Origin of the sequence: Candidatus Nanosalina sp. VS9-1 (assembly GCF_047555085.1) — an archaeon.
Taxonomy (GTDB): domain Archaea; phylum Nanohalarchaeota; class Nanosalinia; order Nanosalinales; family Nanosalinaceae; genus Nanosalina.
This window is the reverse complement of record NZ_CP180230.1, coordinates 43,922-59,549: the sequence shown is the minus strand read 5'-3', so window position 1 is coordinate 59,549 and position 15,628 is coordinate 43,922. Positions and strand designations below refer to the sequence as shown.

25 protein-coding genes and 1 tRNA gene are annotated in these 15,628 nt (G+C 45.4%); 2 read left to right on the top strand and 24 right to left on the bottom strand.

Annotation, left to right across the window (positions count from 1 at the left end; genetic code table 11):
- Positions 1–2: 2 nt before the first annotated feature.
- Positions 3–992, top strand: a complete 990-nt coding sequence (locus ACK3SF_RS00375; protein WP_414837848.1) for an mRNA surveillance protein pelota — start codon at positions 3–5, stop codon at positions 990–992.
- Here the strand turns inward: ACK3SF_RS00375 and ACK3SF_RS00370 are convergent.
- Positions 967–2,127: a S1C family serine protease gene (locus ACK3SF_RS00370; protein WP_414837847.1), complete on the bottom strand. Its 1,161-nt coding sequence runs from the start codon at positions 2,125–2,127 to the stop codon at positions 967–969. The genes ACK3SF_RS00375 and ACK3SF_RS00370 overlap by 26 nt on opposite strands.
- A 66-nt stretch (positions 2,128–2,193) precedes the next feature.
- On the opposite strand from ACK3SF_RS00370, the gene ACK3SF_RS00365 reads away from it, so the two are divergent.
- Positions 2,194–2,562 (top strand): hypothetical protein, encoded by a 369-nt coding sequence (locus tag ACK3SF_RS00365; protein ID WP_414837846.1) that lies wholly within the window; start codon positions 2,194–2,196, stop codon positions 2,560–2,562.
- Positions 2,563–2,643: 81 nt separating this feature from the next.
- On the opposite strand, the gene ACK3SF_RS00360 is transcribed toward ACK3SF_RS00365, so the two are convergent.
- The 23 genes from ACK3SF_RS00360 to rpmC all read right to left on the bottom strand — a co-directional run bounded on the left by ACK3SF_RS00360 (position 2,644) and on the right by rpmC (position 15,628).
- A tRNA-Ser gene (locus tag ACK3SF_RS00360) sits at positions 2,644–2,729 on the bottom strand.
- 100 nt (positions 2,730–2,829) lie between these two features.
- On the bottom strand, positions 2,830–3,786 hold the full coding sequence (locus ACK3SF_RS00355) for an RNA-guided pseudouridylation complex pseudouridine synthase subunit Cbf5 (protein WP_414837845.1): 957 nt from the start codon (positions 3,784–3,786) through the stop codon (positions 2,830–2,832).
- A gap of 68 nt (positions 3,787–3,854) precedes the next feature.
- Positions 3,855–4,571, bottom strand: coding sequence for an EMC3/TMCO1 family protein (locus ACK3SF_RS00350; RefSeq protein WP_414837844.1), 717 nt, complete (start codon positions 4,569–4,571; stop codon positions 3,855–3,857).
- Positions 4,572–4,605: 34 nt separating this feature from the next.
- Positions 4,606–5,997: a preprotein translocase subunit SecY gene (gene secY, locus ACK3SF_RS00345; protein WP_414837843.1), complete on the bottom strand. Its 1,392-nt coding sequence runs from the start codon at positions 5,995–5,997 to the stop codon at positions 4,606–4,608.
- A gap of 7 nt (positions 5,998–6,004) precedes the next feature.
- Positions 6,005–6,433, bottom strand: coding sequence for an uL15m family ribosomal protein (locus tag ACK3SF_RS00340; protein ID WP_414837842.1), 429 nt, complete (start codon positions 6,431–6,433; stop codon positions 6,005–6,007).
- An 11-nt stretch (positions 6,434–6,444) separates the two neighbouring features.
- Positions 6,445–6,792 carry an uL30 family ribosomal protein gene (locus ACK3SF_RS00335; RefSeq protein ID WP_414837841.1) on the bottom strand — a complete coding sequence of 116 codons (348 nt, stop codon included), beginning with the start codon at positions 6,790–6,792 and terminating at the stop codon, positions 6,445–6,447.
- Positions 6,792–7,469: a 30S ribosomal protein S5 gene (gene rpsE / locus ACK3SF_RS00330; protein WP_414837840.1), complete on the bottom strand. Its 678-nt coding sequence runs from the start codon at positions 7,467–7,469 to the stop codon at positions 6,792–6,794. Before rpsE ends, ACK3SF_RS00335 begins: the two co-directional genes overlap by 1 nt.
- A complete protein-coding gene (locus tag ACK3SF_RS00325) occupies positions 7,469–7,975 on the bottom strand; it encodes a 50S ribosomal protein L18 (RefSeq protein ID WP_414837839.1) in 507 nt (168 codons plus the stop codon). Before ACK3SF_RS00325 ends, rpsE begins: the two co-directional genes overlap by 1 nt.
- A gap of 2 nt (positions 7,976–7,977) precedes the next feature.
- Positions 7,978–8,418: a 50S ribosomal protein L19e gene (locus tag ACK3SF_RS00320; RefSeq protein WP_414837838.1), complete on the bottom strand. Its 441-nt coding sequence runs from the start codon at positions 8,416–8,418 to the stop codon at positions 7,978–7,980.
- Positions 8,418–8,744, bottom strand: a complete 327-nt coding sequence (locus ACK3SF_RS00315; protein WP_414837837.1) for a 50S ribosomal protein L32e — start codon at positions 8,742–8,744, stop codon at positions 8,418–8,420. The genes ACK3SF_RS00320 and ACK3SF_RS00315 overlap by 1 nt, the downstream gene beginning before the upstream one ends.
- Complete coding sequence (locus ACK3SF_RS00310) at positions 8,744–9,265, bottom strand: 50S ribosomal protein L6 (RefSeq protein WP_414837836.1); 522 nt, start codon at positions 9,263–9,265, stop codon at positions 8,744–8,746. Before ACK3SF_RS00310 ends, ACK3SF_RS00315 begins: the two co-directional genes overlap by 1 nt.
- A 10-nt stretch (positions 9,266–9,275) precedes the next feature.
- A complete protein-coding gene (locus ACK3SF_RS00305; RefSeq protein ID WP_414837835.1) occupies positions 9,276–9,665 on the bottom strand; it encodes a 30S ribosomal protein S8 in 390 nt (129 codons plus the stop codon).
- A 17-nt stretch (positions 9,666–9,682) separates the two neighbouring features.
- Positions 9,683–9,880: a 30S ribosomal protein S14 gene (locus tag ACK3SF_RS00300; protein ID WP_414838370.1), complete on the bottom strand. Its 198-nt coding sequence runs from the start codon at positions 9,878–9,880 to the stop codon at positions 9,683–9,685.
- Positions 9,881–9,906: 26 nt separating this feature from the next.
- Entirely contained in the window at positions 9,907–10,419 is a 513-nt protein-coding gene (locus tag ACK3SF_RS00295; RefSeq protein ID WP_414837834.1) for a 50S ribosomal protein L5, read from the bottom strand.
- 5 nt (positions 10,420–10,424) lie between these two features.
- A complete protein-coding gene (locus ACK3SF_RS00290; protein ID WP_414837833.1) occupies positions 10,425–11,075 on the bottom strand; it encodes a hypothetical protein in 651 nt (216 codons plus the stop codon).
- 3 nt (positions 11,076–11,078) lie between these two features.
- Positions 11,079–11,852: a 50S ribosomal protein L24 gene (gene rplX, locus ACK3SF_RS00285; protein ID WP_414837832.1), complete on the bottom strand. Its 774-nt coding sequence runs from the start codon at positions 11,850–11,852 to the stop codon at positions 11,079–11,081.
- Between the two features lie 14 nt (positions 11,853–11,866).
- The gene (locus tag ACK3SF_RS00280) at positions 11,867–12,265 is read right to left on the bottom strand and encodes an uL14 family ribosomal protein (RefSeq protein ID WP_414837831.1); all 399 of its coding nucleotides are present in this window, start codon (positions 12,263–12,265) and stop codon (positions 11,867–11,869) included.
- 5 nt (positions 12,266–12,270) lie between these two features.
- Complete coding sequence (rpsQ, locus tag ACK3SF_RS00275; RefSeq protein WP_414837830.1) at positions 12,271–12,576, bottom strand: 30S ribosomal protein S17; 306 nt, start codon at positions 12,574–12,576, stop codon at positions 12,271–12,273.
- Positions 12,577–12,780: 204 nt separating this feature from the next.
- Entirely contained in the window at positions 12,781–13,635 is an 855-nt protein-coding gene (locus tag ACK3SF_RS00270; RefSeq protein WP_414837829.1) for a hypothetical protein, read from the bottom strand.
- The gene (locus ACK3SF_RS00265; protein ID WP_414837828.1) at positions 13,626–13,901 is read right to left on the bottom strand and encodes a ribonuclease P protein component 1; all 276 of its coding nucleotides are present in this window, start codon (positions 13,899–13,901) and stop codon (positions 13,626–13,628) included. Before ACK3SF_RS00265 ends, ACK3SF_RS00270 begins: the two co-directional genes overlap by 10 nt.
- A 15-nt stretch (positions 13,902–13,916) precedes the next feature.
- The gene (locus tag ACK3SF_RS00260; RefSeq protein WP_414837827.1) at positions 13,917–14,987 is read right to left on the bottom strand and encodes a S66 family peptidase; all 1,071 of its coding nucleotides are present in this window, start codon (positions 14,985–14,987) and stop codon (positions 13,917–13,919) included.
- Positions 14,988–15,106: 119 nt separating this feature from the next.
- Positions 15,107–15,412 carry a stress response translation initiation inhibitor YciH gene (gene yciH, locus ACK3SF_RS00255; RefSeq protein WP_414837826.1) on the bottom strand — a complete coding sequence of 102 codons (306 nt, stop codon included), beginning with the start codon at positions 15,410–15,412 and terminating at the stop codon, positions 15,107–15,109.
- Positions 15,413–15,424: 12 nt separating this feature from the next.
- The gene (rpmC, locus tag ACK3SF_RS00250) at positions 15,425–15,628 is read right to left on the bottom strand and encodes a 50S ribosomal protein L29 (protein WP_414837825.1); all 204 of its coding nucleotides are present in this window, start codon (positions 15,626–15,628) and stop codon (positions 15,425–15,427) included.

Here is a 15,628-nt window from a genome sequence, read left to right as displayed (position 1 = left end):
GTATGGAAATATTGAAATCAGACAGGTCCGACGGATACGTCAGGATAGAGATAGAAAACGAGGATGATCTCTGGTACCTGAAAGATATAATCGGGGAAGGTGATACAGTTAAGGCCTTTACACAGAGGACGAAACGAGATAGCAGGGAGAAGAAGGCGACGCATCTTACTCTGAGAACAGAAAAAGTTGAATACCAGGAGAACCGTCTCAGAGTTACGGGAGAGATCACGAGAGGTGATGAGGATGTCGAGATGGGATACCACACTTTCAATCTGGAGCCCGGTAAAGAGTTCGAGATCTGGAAGGATTTCTCCGAAGAGGAGTGGGAGCGACTTGAAGAGGCCGAGTCACATCACTCTTACAGAGTGCTTTTCGTACTTGTGCAGAAAGGAGAAGCCGATTTCTACATAGTGGAGGAGTCAGGGATCAAGAACCTTTCAAAGATTGATCTGAATATTCCAGGGAAGCTGTACAGCGATCAGATAGATAGTGGAAACTTTCACAATCAGGTGAAGGAAGTTATCAAGAGATCTTCGCGGAACGTTGATCATATTGTTCTCTGCGGGCCCGGATTTGAGAAGAACAAGATAAAGAACATGCTTGACGAGGAAATAATCAGCAAGACTTTGATGCAGGATACTTCCGTTATCGGACGTACAGGCCTTAACGAAGCTATCAAGAGAGGTGCTCTGGACAAAGTGGTGGAGAGTTCACGTATCTCTGATGAGTCAAGGACTATAGAAGAACTCATGGAGGCCTTGAGAGAGGACGATAAAGTTTCATATGGAGCTCCAGTGAACGATCTTGTGAATCAAGGTGCTGTTGAGAAACTGATTCTGACAGCGGAAAAGTACCGGGAGGAACATGAACTGGCAAAGAAAGTTGAGGAAATGGGCGGTGAAGTAGAGATCGTTCACATCGACCACGAGGCCGGGAAAAGACTGGAAAATCTCGGAGGAAAGGCCGCTATTCTACGTTACCAGCCGCACTAGAGCTTCTGCTTCCAAGAACTACAGGAAGATCTACCTCCTCTCCATCCCTAAGCACCGTGATATTGATCTCTTCTCCGGGCCTGTGATACCTAGGAAGGAACGTAAGAACATCTCCTGTTCCCTCTACCGTTCTTCCGTCTATAGCTTTGATTATATCTCCTCCGATCAAAGTATCTCTTCCATTAATTTCAACTGTTGTATTACTTGCTACAAATCCTGCTTCTTCAGCTGGGCTGTCGTCTACAACCTCTACAATAAGGAAACCTGAGGCCTCTGTTATATTCATCGCGTCAGCTATCGCAGGAGTTACTGTATATCCTGATACTCCAAGCCAAGGATATTCTACATCAGATTCTTCTTCTATCATTCTTGGAACCACCATTTTTACCTGGCTTACCGGTATGGCGAAGCCTATGCCGGAGAATGTTCCTGTTCTACTTTCTATAGCAGTGTTTACGCCGACTACTTCACCTTTTGCGTTCAGAAGCGGGCCTCCTGAGTTCCCGGGATTAATGGCGGCATCGGTCTGTATAACATTTGGAATTGAGAATCCTGTTTCTGTAGGAAGCGTTCTGCCTTTCTGAGATATTATGCCTGAAGTCATTGTACCTCTCAGCCCGAATGGATTTCCTATAGCTATTGCAGTTTGGCCTACTTTCACTTCAGATATGTTTCCGAGATCCAGAGGCCTCAAGTTGTTTCTATCGACCTTGAGGACTGCTAGATCGGAGTTAGGATCCATCCCTATGATTTCTGCATCGTAGCTTCGTCCTTCAGTAAAAGTTACTTTTACGCGTTCTGCATCGTCTATAACATGCTCATTTGTGACTATATGACCTTCTTTAGAGTAGACGAATCCTGAACCCTGTGAGCTTTCTTCTCCAAGAGCTGATACCGAGACTACTGATTGATCAAGGCTGTCAAAAAGCTCCGTGAATCCCTGTCCCGGTGATGCGGAGCCATTCATGTAAATTATCTGCGGAGAATTGTCATGCTCTAGTTGCTGAAGCCTTTCATCCATGTGACTGTACATGGCGAATGCTCCGACGACAGATCCGAAAAGGAGTATTGCAGAAACAGCAAAAACATCTATTTTTCTGTCGCTTTTCACAGGTAGCAATACATCTGCAAGCATTTTATATTTTCAGTTCCGGGGAATTGTTCGAAGGATAAAAGTAGAGGCCTGTAAAAATAGACTTGTATGAAAGATCAAATCTTCAGACTTACGCCGCTGGGACGTGCTGATATAGAACTACGACAGCATTTCGAGGACGATGAAGAGTTCTACAGTTCAGATGAATACGAGGAGTACGAGGCCTCCCGGAAAAAGTACAGGAACAGGAAACTGGTTCAGATGTCGATTAAAACATTGTTATACGCCGGAGTGATTACCTCTGTGGCGGCTTCTTTCGGAGTACCGCATCTGAGGATAATCAATCAGATTGCATCCTATATCGGAGTTACATTTCTACTGATGCTTTACGCAGTGGCGCTTTACACGGCCTCCCTTCAGAAAGAGGAGTACCATTTGAAGAGGGAGATACTTGTCTCAAACGCCAAGAAAGAATAGTTAACACGCCGAGGCTGGGATTTGAACCCGAAGCTCGCAGATAATGGAGCTTCTTACATCAAATGCCAGAAAAAGAATTTACGCCGAGGCTGGGATTTGAACCCAGGAGAGCTGTAACGCTCACCACCTTTCCAGGGTGGCACCTTTAGCCACTCAGTCACCTCGGCAAGTAGCAGATTTGATGAAGGCCTTGTAGGAAAAAAGGCCTCTGTATTTTGATTTCAGCTATACACTTTTTTATTTGGACTGTAGCATCAGAAGAAGTTTTTACTGCTTCCATCTTTTCGGGTATGTTTCAGGATCCATGTGGACGGATTGAAGCTCCGCTGCTGTGCCTTCAGCGGAGTACATCTGTTCTGATGTCATCCGGGCCTCGGCTAGAGCGACTAGTTCTCCTTTCAGTGTGATTACTGCCACCATGTCATCCTCTTTGATGCCGTCCTGTAGCTTGGAGATTCCTGTTGATCCCAGGTCTGCTCCGTTAGCGACTGCGTTGACCGCTGAATCTTTTACAGCTATCTTCTTCAGGTGCTGTATGCCTTTTTCGATCGGATGAAGTACTTCTCTTATTTCTTTTTCACGGCCTTCATTGTAGAAATGATAGGCATCGACTACATCCTGAAGCGTTGATGTCTCATCTTCAGTTATATCTCCTTCACGCGTCCTTCTTAACTCTTTCATAGAGGCCTCTGTATCAAGTTTTTCGCCTAGTTGATCGATCAGAACTCTTACATAGAATCCTGATTCACATTCAACTCTTCCAAGAATTTTCCTGTCCTCTACTTCAAGGAGTTCTATATCATAGACTTCCCTTTCTCTTTCCTCCCTTTTCACAGCGCTTTTCTCAGGAGGTACCTGCTTGTTAACGCCCCTGAAACTCTTCAAGGCCTCCTTGACTTCCTGTTTATCTTTTGCTTCCTCAGTCTCTGCCTCGAAGATGTATTCTTTGTCCGCTTTCGCCAGTGCATCGTTTATACGTGTGCCGGAGTTAAGGCCTACTGGCAGGACTCCTGTTGCGTTTGGATCAAGTGTTCCAAAGTGGCCTGTCTTCTTCAGATCAAGTTCTTCCTTGATCCATGTAGATACCTGGTTGCTTGTAGGGCCGAAGGGCTTATCGATTAGAACCATTCCTTTTTCCAGAAGCTCTTCAACCGATCTTTTCTCAGGTATAGAGCCAAAATCTGGATTTGTCTCGGATTCCTGTCGTACGTACCATTCAGCCATATTTCCTTTCTTTACCTCCGAGTTTTTTAACTACGAGAGAAAAATAACGGGGAAAAATTTAGGTCCTTTTACTGGACGCCGAGAAGCTTCCTGAAGATGTATGTCATCGGCATGATGATCAGGATATAGAATCCAAGCCAGTTGAGGGCCTCTCCTGCCAGAGGGATGCTTACAGGCAGATCTATGAATTTACCGTTGATCTTCATTTCAGCATCGTGAGTCTGGTCTTCAACAAGCCGGAAGTTAGTTACCTCCCATGTAAGTCCAAGAGCTTCAAGCTCGTCGGTTGAAAGAGCGCCTTCTCCACGGAACTGCATCTGTCCGGATACGTTCAAGGCCTCTAGAGCTGCTTCCTGATTTGCGTATTCAAGCGTTCCGTTGTAAGCAGTATCGTTTATCTGTGTCATTTCTACTGTCGGTGCGTAGGTCGCTCCAAGCCATGGGAAGAACAGTCCTACGAACACCATTGTGGCGATCATAGGCTTCATGTTCAACATCATGAACTTCTGGTTAAGTTGTAGTGTCTTCTTGAAGTGGCTTGAGGCCTTTTCCTGTTCGTCTTCTTCACGGGCCTCTTTCATTCTTTCCTGGTACTTGTCGATCTTTTCTTTTATCCTGTCAGCTTTCTCTATGTCGAGAAGCCACCAGTAGATTACTGAGAAAAGTGCTGCAAGAAGTACGGAGAAGAAGCCCAGTGATACGTATGGGCCTGCTGCGAGCAGCGGCTGGAACAACGTGTTGTAGAATTCGAAAAGTGGTGCGAGTATTGCGTTGATTCCTGCCATTGTCTCCTTGTCTTTGAATTGTCGAGTCTTGTTTTTATTGCATGAAGTCCTTCATCGCTGGGTGTAGTTCTTCCATATGCTTCTGTGCCAGCTGTTCGTATAGCTTGTAAAGGATCATGACTGTAAGCAGGATACCTGTTCCTCCTCCTGCTGCGCTTGTCATGTTTGCAAGTGCTGCCAGAAGACCTACAAGGAATCCTGATAGGATTGTCAGTGAAGGGATGTACCGGTTGAGGACTTTCTTTATGACTCGCTTGTCCTTCCTGAATCCTGGTACTTTCATGCCTGTCTGCTGGATCTGTTCAGCTACTGAGTCAGGATCCTGTCCTGAAGTTCTCATCCAGAAGATTGAGAAAAGTACAGATCCGAATGCGTATACCGAGATGTAGAATAGTATGTGGATTATGTCGCTAGGGGCCATTACTCCTGTACCCAGGAATGATGTTACGGCCTGTGTAGGGGCCTGAAGCCAGCTTACAAGGCCTGATGTTGCCTGTCCTCCTGAGAAGCATCCAAGGATTGAGCATCCGTTGGATCCTGCGATTGATGATCCTACGATCTGGAAGTTTGTTACAAGTGCTGCAATAAGGATTACAGGCATATTTGAAGTATATATGAAGTTAAGAGGCCATTTCTGACCGAATCCTCTGACGTTTCCAAATGTTAGAGGTATTTCGACTTTCATCGACTGCATGTATACTACTACCGAGAAAACCAGTATAGTTGAGACGATAGGCAAAAGTGCCGTAAGCTCAAAGCTGTTTATGAACTGGAAAAGTGCTCCTACAGGTGTTCCTGTTCCTCCTCCGACACTCCAGAAAAGCTCTCCTGTCTGTGTTAGAGGTGATACTGCTGAGATGTAAACTGCTTTAGATACTCCTGCAGCAATGAATATTCCTGTTCCTGATCCGAATCCCCATTTCTGGACGAGATCGTCCATCAGGATTATCAGCCACCCTCCAATAGTGATCTGTCCTGCCAGAAGGAATACAAGCATAGGATCTCCAGATACAGGCCCGAAGTTTCCGGATAGAACCCATCCGAAGGCCTCTATAACTGTGAGAGAGTAGGCCAGTACTTTCTGTGCCGCCTGGAACTTCTGCTTTCCTTCCTGTGTATTTGTATTCCATGGAAGTAGCTCGGATCCTACCATCATCTGAAGTACAATACTGGACGTAACGATAGGTCCAATTCCCAGTGTAATTATAGAACCAATCTGTGCTCCTAGAAGTGTCTGGAATGTCTCCAGACGTGTAAGTGCCTGTGCAACTGCTTCAGAATTCGCTCCGTAGACATTGATAGAACCAAGCAGGAAGTACAGGAGAAGTACAACTCCTGTCCATGCCAGCATCTCCTTTAACGACTGCTCTTTCTCTGGCTCTCTGATGCTTGGAAGATAGCTTGCAATCCCTACGAATGAAACCATTTGTGCTCTATTCCTCTAGTACAACTGCTTCAGATTCCGAATCCTCAATCTTTCTTTCAGCAGAATCTGAGAATTTTTCTGCTCTGATCTCTATAGACCTTGTGATCTTTCCACCGCCTAGAACCTTGTCATAGCCAGCTTCATCTGCATGGAAAACGTACTTGCCGTCTTCCTCTTCTGCAAGGCCTTCTTCAACGAACTCTTCAATCCTCTGATCGATATCTCTAAGATTGATACCTGTCTGAGGTTCTTTACGGGAGTTAAATCCTTCTTCCCCGAGTTCATTGATACCGGTTTCTGTCATGTTCTTGGACTGCGCCTTCTTTCCTCCACCGGCGTTTCCCCGTCCACCACGGTTACCTGCTCCTCTGTTCTTTTTGGAGCTTCCGTATCCATGACTTCCGGACTTATTCTTCTTGGATCTTCTCTTTGTCATTATGATTCACCTTAAAGCATCTTCTCTAGAAGTTCATCCATATCATCTCTTTCGCCTAGTGCGCCACCAGAGTTAACGTGTTTCCTGGTGTCCTTGAAACCTCCGGATGGAGGCCTCAGGCCTAGAGATGTCCCTGGACTTGCTTCTCCTTCTTTATCTTCAATTTTTTCGACTGTATCTTCACTTATCTTTCCGTAAGTGATAAAGTTACTTACTTTCTCAAGCATTCCGACAGCGGCTTCGTTGTCTTCATCAATGAGAACACACTTGTTCCTCTGATCAAGATTCAGGCTGTCGAGAGTATCCTTGACAGGCTGTGAAAGATCAACTGAACCTCTGAGTCTTACTGCTGCAATCATTATTCTTCACTCTCCTCGTCTCTCTGATATTCGTTGAGCTTTTTGAAGGCCTCGAAAGTAGCCTTAACCATGTTTTCACGTGTCCTTGTGCTTCCACGTGAAGTTGCCCAGATGTCTTCGATTCCTGCTAGTTCGCACATCTTCTGGATTGCTTCTCCTGCTGCCAGGCCTGTTCCTTTCGGCGCTGGCTTCAGCTCTACTTCAACTGAACCTGACTTTCCTGTTACCTTGAAAGGAATAGATGTCTCTGTATCTCCTCTGTCTTCCCAGGATCCGTTTCCTCTCTGGACTTCAATCAGATTAAGCTTTGCGTTTCGAGTAGCATCTTCGATAGCTGCACGAGTGTCATCTGATTCTCCCATGCCGATTCCGATTACCTTGTTCTTGTCCCCAAGAATGGACATGGCCTTGGAGTTGTAACGTGCTCCTGACTTGTGCATACGTACTGTTCTCTTTGAAACAGTCCTGGACTTTCCTCCTCCTTTTCCAGGTGTTCCTCCGATCAGTACAACTTCTTCATCAAGATCCACAAGCTGATCAACCAGCTCAGGCTCCATGATCTTTCTATCAGAGCGCAAGGCCTCTACGATATCTGTTATCTGGCCTTTTGCAACTTTCTTACCTAGTTTTGTCTTCGGAGTCCAAATCTCTTCGTCCTCCATTTCCTGATCTGCCATTAGTAATCACCTTCGATGTTTTCCTTGACTTCTTCAAGATTTGATGGTACATCCTTTCCTGACATCTCCTTGATGTGCTCTCCTCTCATACGTGATTCCTCTGGAAGAGCCTCATCTCCTACAGGAACTTCGACTCCTGCATCTCTCAGGCCCTGTACTGCTGCGAAGATTCTTCCTTCACGAGCATCCTTTCTCAGGCCTATATCGAGAACTGCTTCATCAGCGTCAGCTTTCTGTCCTGCCAGGAATCCTGTCAGATATGCTGCAGGAATATTTCCTGTATGATGTTCCCATCCATACTCTTCAAGCTGCTTGCTTATCGTCTGTGCAGTATTTTCGTCTCCTTCAGGATCATATTCTGAAAGATGTACTCTAGTATGATTGTTTGAGGTTCGTACTACAGCTCTTGGCTTGTCTGCCTTGATGAGCTGAAGCCTCTGCTCATAATCAGTCTTCTGATCCTTTCTTCTTGTGAAAGGCTTACGATAGCTAGATGTCTTTCCCATAATCACTCTACCTCATTCTCAACGTAGTTTTCAAGGTGTTTACGATTTCTGAAAAAGCCTCCTTTGGCCTTTCTGTAAAGTTCTCTGTACTGTTCCTGTGTAAGTTCATCATTATCTCGCATCTCCTTCAGATCAGATCTGAGGGCCCTGATCTTGTTCATCCATTCATCTTTCTCGGACTTTCTTGCAGTCTTAGGGCCTTTTCTGCTTCCATGACCTTTTCTGCGGCCTTTCTGCTTCTGTTTCTTGTTCTTTCTTGCTCGGCCTTTGGATGTACCTTTTACATCCTTTTTCTGGATTGCTCCTCCTTCAACTAGATTCCTGATGTCTTTTCTTGTGATGGCTTCGTCAATCTTCTCCATCTGATCAGGATCCATCCATACTCTGTCCTTGCCGACATCCATGATGTCTGCGGCCATTCTTCTCTGACTCTTCAAATCCATTAGTAGTCACCTCTGTTAAGCACTTTAATTTCTTCTTCGTCAGCTTTTTCGATGATCTGCTCTTTCTTCTTGCCTCCAACTTTTGAGGCGATACGAGCTGCTTCTCCATCGTCAAGCTGTTCAAGTTCTGAAACATTGTGTACCAGAACCTCTTCAAATCCTGAAGGATGCTTTCCACGTTCGCTCTTTGGCGTTCTGTAACCTGCTTTTGGAAGTGGTACTGCACCTTTCTTCTCTAGACGTGCACGAGAGTGGCCTCCTGTAGGCCTTCTCCATGAGTCCGGTACACTCTTCTTCTTATGATTATCCTGTCTCTTGAAACTCATTATCGGTCACCTCTTACGATGTAAATCCCGTCCTGGAACGTTCTTGGATCTCTGTTTCCTTTGTTGGAAAGCTGCTCTATACGTGCAGCTGTCTGAGATACCTTGTCTTTGTCCGGGCCTTTAACTGTGATTTCTTCGCCGTTCACTGAGACGTCTACTCCTTCCATGATGTCTGCTTTTCTAGGCTTTCTTTCTCCCATAAAGTTTTCGACAACAAGCTGATCTCCTTCAGTCTTGATTGTCATAGGGAAGTGTGCGTAGACACCTTTCAGTTCGTAGACATGCTCTTCTTCCAGGCCTTCGACCATGTTGTCGAAATGCCTGCTGAAAGTCTTGACTATACTTTCAATATTTCTTTTACTGCTTTCTGTCGAGAATGCGACTTTGTCTCCCTGTACCTCTACATCTACTCTTGCATGATCCAGTTTCTTCTCAACTTCCTGAGAGCCGTCTGAAACTGTCAGGACTCCATCCTCGTATTCTGCTTCATAATCTTCTGGAAGATCTTTTTCGATTTTCATCTTTAACCACCTAGTAGACGTATCCCAGGAGCTTTCCTCCTATCTGTTGTTCGCGGGCCTGTTCATGTGTCATGACGCCCTGAGGGGTTGTAACGATAAGTTTACCGAATCCTCGAGCCGGTAGATATCTCTGAGCCCATTTCTGATATTCGTCGTTGCTCATTGAGAACCTCGGCTTGATTGACTGGCACTCGTTGATCTTGCCTGTTACTTCTACCTTGAACTTTCCTCCTTTTCCGTCTTCGACAAGCTCGAAGACTCCGATGTAACCTTCCTGCTGTAGCTGTACAAGTACGTTCTTCACCAAGTCACTTGTAGGTGAGATAACTGCATAATCGTTATCCGACCTTACAGCATTGTTAATGGACGAAAGTGCATCGCTAAGTGTATCCTGTGTCATTTTTTATTACCTCCTGATTAGCTCAGCTGTTCAAAGCCGAGATCTTCTGCGATTTCACGGAAGCACTGTCTACAGTAGTCAAGACCGTACTTGGAGATAACTCCACGGCCTGTTCTTCCGCATCTTCTGCATTCTTTTGTGGATTTTCCGTAATCTCTCTCCTTTGGAGTATTATGTTTCTCAAACTTCCTTCTCTTGCCTTCCTTGTGCTTTATCTGCTCCAGTACTTTCTCATAACTCATTATTCAACCACCTCTACGCCGAGATCTTCCTCGACGAACTCACGGGCCTCATCATCACTTATCAGGTGATCCTTACCTATCTCACGAGGCTTGTGATCTCTCTTCTTTACCCTGTAACCAGGCCTCTCAAGCTTGACGGCAACTTCGAAACCACGCATACCGATGTCAGAGTCATAATCGACTCCAGGAACATCGATGTACTCGGAGATTCCGAACGAAAAGTTGCCGGCTCCATCGAAGGCCTCTGCGTTCAGTTCGTTATCTGCTGCAGGGAATACTTTCTCAAGGAATTCACGGGCCTCTTCCCCTCTCAGAGTTGTCATAACTCCAAGATTAAGGCCTGCTCTCTTTCCAAAGGTCTTTGCATCTTCACCGGATTCTGTCCGTACTGGCTGTCTTCCTGTAAGCTTCTCGATAAGATCATAGGATTTCTCTACTTCGTCTCCTACCTGTCCTGCTCCGATGTTGACAACTACCTTTGCGATTTCAATATCCTTCATTTCATTTGACATGTTAATCACCTGACCTCCAGGCCTGTAACAGCCACTAGGTTGTCAAGCTGGGTTTCGAATGATTCTCCGTTTTCAATTACTGCTGTATCAGGATTCATTCCTCTGCTGTTGATCTCCTGTACTTCTGCTGTCTCTCCAGCGTGCTGTCCCTTGATTACAAGGACTTCTGCGCCTTCTTCAAGCTCTACTTCCTCTACTCCATCTCCAAGTACAAGAGTGCTTCCTGTGCTGAACTCGTCCTTTGTCCTGTAATTCTCTCCGTTGTGAAGTCTGTATACGAGTTCGTCGCCTTCAACATCTTTTCCAACTACTTTCGCTACAACTTCTCCATCTTCAACAGGCACAAAATCAAGATTATCTCCGTTTTTCAGCACCCTGAAAGTATCGTCAGCCTTCGGTAGCTCGACAAGATCGAGAACTCCTAGGCCTTCCTGGACATCTCCTATTTCCTCGCCGTTTCTAAGAAGATCTCCGTTACGGACGATTTCTTTTGCTTCCTTATTTGTCTCTGCGTAACCTACAACCTCTCTAAGGAAAAGAGAAGCTGGAATAGCAGAGTCTGCATCCCTTGAACCTCTGATAGTCGAAACGTAAGTCGTCTTCTTACGTTCAATAGGGTAATGTTTAGGTGCTGAAAGTCTCTTCTGATGTGTCATACTTTATTCCTCCTTTTGATTCTCCAAATACTCGATCATGGTTTTACGATCCTTTCCAGCCTTTTCGGCCTCGATAAGCGCATCGAAGTCAGGACTTTCCATCCCTTCAACTGCCTCCTTGACTTCACCGATATTGCTTGAAACAACATCGCTGTAGTCAACGGAAGATTCCTCTTCATCTTCTTCAGAGGCCTCTTCCTTCATGTCTTCGATGTCTTCCTCGTCGATTTCCTCCTCGATCTCTTCTTCAATCTTCTCGATCTCTTCTTCATCGAGGTCTCCTGTGTCAGCCGGCTCTCCGCCGCCCTGAAGCTGCTGCATCATCTCTTCCTCTTCATCCGTTTCAAGAGCTTCTTCAACTTCCTCATCTGAAACCTTGATCTCTTCGAAGTCCTCTACAGCAAACTTCTCAAGTCTTCTTTCATCGCTCAAGTTAAGGCCCTGGATCTGTACGTTTGAAGGCCTCAAAGGAATCTGTCTCTTCGATCCATCGACAGCTGTATCCTCTACGCCGTCGATGAAAATTCTTTCATTTTCTCTATCAATTTCATTTACAATTCCTTCAGCGCCTTTCCTGTCACCTCTCATAACTCTTACACGGTCACCGTTTCTCAGGCCTAGATTACGTGTCTCAAGCTCGTCTCTGAGATCGTGGGAAAGATTTGCTGAAATAAAATCATCCTTTACGTGCTGTGGAGCGTTCTGTCTGTACTTCCTCTGCTTCTGAGGATCGGTACTTGACTTCCATGAACTACTCCAGTTCTGCTTCTGCTTCATTTTTGATTACCTCTTTACACTACCTTCGATGCGATTTTTCCTACAGGGCTGAAACGCTGCACAACTTCCTTCGCGATAGGACCTTTCGTAACAGATCCCTTCGGAAGGCCTCCTTCCTCCATAAGTACAGCAGCATTGTCTTCAAACTTTACGCGAAGACCGTCAGGCCTCTGGAACTCCTTCCTCTGTCTGACGATAACTGCGTCAAAGACCTGGTGCTTGACTTCTTCGTCACCCTTCAAGATTTTGACAACTACGATATCGCCTACGCCAGCGGAGTTTCTTCGGCTTCTTCTGCTGGCCTGGCTCTTAACTCCAATTATTTTCAGTTTCTTCGCTCCGGAGTTATCGGCACAAGTAAGCTCGGCACCGATATCCAGAGTACGTGTAATATTAGATCCTACAGGCTTCATCTAGATCATTCCTCCTCTACATCGATTTCTTCATCGTCATCGAAAACCTTCATGATGACATGACTCTTGGTTTTAGAGATAGGCTTTGTCTCGCCAACTTTTACCTGATCGCCTTCCTCAACCTCGACGCCCTCAGGTACGTGAACTGATATTTTAGTATTTCTTCGCTCGTACCTCTCGAACTTAGGAACCTTCTGCGCATGTTCCCATCGGACAGTCGCTGATTTGTCCATTTTATTAGATACAACTCTTCCAACAAATGTTCCTCCTCTTACCGGGTACTCTGATTCAATTTCGGATTCTGTAGTCAAACCTGATTCACCTCTATTTTTGATATCCGCCAGAAAACACTCCCAGAAGGGCTAAAAGAGACTAACACACTCTACAAAAGCGGTTTTTACTCCTTCACCCCTGAAAGTATCGGTCGCCCGACTTCCAGCGGAAATGACACATCAACGTGTCGTAAGCTTGAAAGAGACACCAAACTTTAAAAGGGTAGTCAACAGGTAACGCACTCAATCCCCTATAACTATATCTCTACCTTGAGGCCTGAACCTGGCTCCAGTATGCAGCACAGGCCTTTCCGTCATTATCCGGAATCCTCCTCTCCATAGGCCTGAGATAGATGTGGAGTTAGACAGATTCAGTGAGGCCTTGCTTCCACGAGATCTGAATACTGCAGAAGACTTTGACTGGAAAATTGACGAGATGTCGAAGTTTCTTCCACCGATATCATGAGACTTAGTTGCTATACATTCGTTCAGAGGCCCTCTTGAATCACAGATTGATGTGCCGGCGTCTGGAGAGGAAATATTTGATACGACTACTCTGAGATAGTCGTCTTCATACCAGTAATGCGTTCCCTCAACAACTACTGCAACTTTTCCATAATCTTCATTTCTGTCTGTAAGATTGGTGTAATATGTTGTTCCTGCAGGAGGCTGATTGAAGTCCTTCAGCTGTTCGAAATCATCGGTGCCGATATCGGATAGACTTCCATTATGGAGCCAGTAAGTAGTCAGGTGAAAGTTGTGATTGGTGTTAGCCTGTTCTTCCAGATAGAAAGAAAAATTTCTGTAGTCCGAAGGCGAATTATCTGTAATATATGCCGCGTAGATGCTGTTTCTCTGATCATCCCCTGCATAGGCATCAGCCTCTAACTCGTATGTACCGTTGGAGAGTTCATTAGCATACAGCTGATGAACCTCTGTCTCAACAATATCCCTGTACGTCGAAAGCGTTCCTGCCGAAGCTGCAGATAAAAACACAGCTAAAGCCAGTATTAACACCAGAAACTTTCTGGAGGCCTGCATAAAAGTCCAGTGTCTGCCCGATACACTTAATTTTAATGAAAAATCTGCTAACTCCATTTCCCGGGAAGCTTCATCTTGACACGTTCCTCAGGCCTCTTCGCGATAAGCCCTCCATCAAGCTCAACTTTCTCCCCCGACGGCAAAGTGAAAAGGAAAGTACAGTTTTCCTTATCTATAATCTTTCCACCGATGTTCAACGTGTTCTTCGTCTCATCCAGTACCTGTCCTGAGAGGCCTTCCTTGTTCTTATCCGTTGATTCAGTTACCTCTACCGGGAGGCCTATAAGTTCATGTCTGGGAAGATTTTCCGGTGTGATCGGCATATTACCTGTTCTCGTTCATAGTTCTTTAATCGTCTTTTCCTCGGGATCGATCCTGATTTTTCCTCCGACAGGAAGCGTTATCTTCGGGTGTGTATGCCCGAAGTCCATATCGAAAACTATCGGAGTCTCAGGACAGTATCTTTCAACTTCGTTCTTGATAGCCTGTTTCTGTGTCCTGTGATACTCCTGTTTTTCCTCCTCTGTTCTTTCTTCACCGTGAAGCTGGGCTCTGATAGGCCTGCCGACAAGTACAGCAGAAAATTTCTGCAAAAGGCCTCTTTCGCCCATACACATCAGCCAGCGTTTAACGCTTGTAGCAGGAGGTGCTTCCTCGGAGGTTTCCAGGAAAAGAATCCTGTCCTCAAGCTCCTCCGGATCCGGCAGGTATCTTCCGGCAGCCAACTGCCAGCTCAGTACCTCGAAGCATCCTCCGAAAAGCCGTCCCTCGACAGATTCATCATCAAAGTTCCAGAACTCCCATTCAGGAGATTCAAATCTTTCTCTATCATCAGTTACTTCATCACGAGATAAATCGAAAAACTTGTCAGTAAACCTGTCTGAAGGCCTTAACTCGCCTATTTTATCCTGGAAAAAGGCCTTCTCCAGATAGCTGTACGTGTATTCTCCGATCTGTTCTTCGGCGAGAAGATCATCGAGTATCTGGCCGCCGTAAAAGCTGCGGATGCCAAGACTCCACAGGTATATGTGGAGATTTGTGTTATCGCTTAATCCATAGAATCTTGTCGGATTCTCCTTCAGTCTCTGTGGTTCAAGATGTTTCAGGATACGAAGCTGTTCGTCTCCTCCTGTTAAGGCCACTACAGCTTTTATCTCCGGATCCTCGAAGGCCTGCATGAACTCTTCAGCTTTCTGTTCCGGGTTACTGTTTAGATACTCAGTGGATTTTTCTGCTGTAGGAAATATTTCAGTTTCAAGATCGAATCTTTCCTCCAGCCTCTGAACTCCTTTATCGAGAACACTCGGAAATCTCTGGACTCCTGAAGATGTTGCAACTATAGCTACTTTATCCCCTTTTTCAAGTGCTGGAGGCAGAACAAATTCTTTATTCAGATCAATCAACTCCATCAAACTGTTTTTTGTGAAGCTTAAAGAATATTTTCTGTAGAGGCCTTAATCCAGATAATAGAGAAAAGTTGAAACAAGTAAAGGAAAAAGAGAGATGTGGGAAAAATGTGTGTAGAGAGCTACTTGACTTCAATGTTCTCTTTGTCAAATCCTTCCTCTGCGAGAACATCTTTGATCCTGTACTTGTGATCGCCCTGGAGTTCGATGTGGCCATCCTTGGCTGTTCCTCCACAGGCAAGACTTGATTTCAGGCTGGAGGCGAGTTCGTTGAGATCTATATCGTCTCCAAGGCCTTCAACTATCGTCATCTCCTTGTTGTAGCTTCTGGAGTCTGTTCTCACAGTGATTTTCTGTTCGGCTCTCGCCAGAGAATCAGTTATGTCAAGGTCGTCGTTGATACTGCTGTTCGGATTGAGATCTGACATTTGTAGTATAACTTAGTTTGAAGTTTTCTCATTTAAAACAGTTTTAATCCGGGCGATGCTTTTCTTCATCTCGCCGATCTGTCCAGGATTCTCAGCGAATCCTCCAACTTCGATCTGCCCTCTCTCTGTTACTAATTCCTTCTGGAGGTCCTGAAGCTGCTGATTAAGCTCTTCCTCTGACTGATTCCTCAATTCTTCGGCATCTAGCTTTGTCAT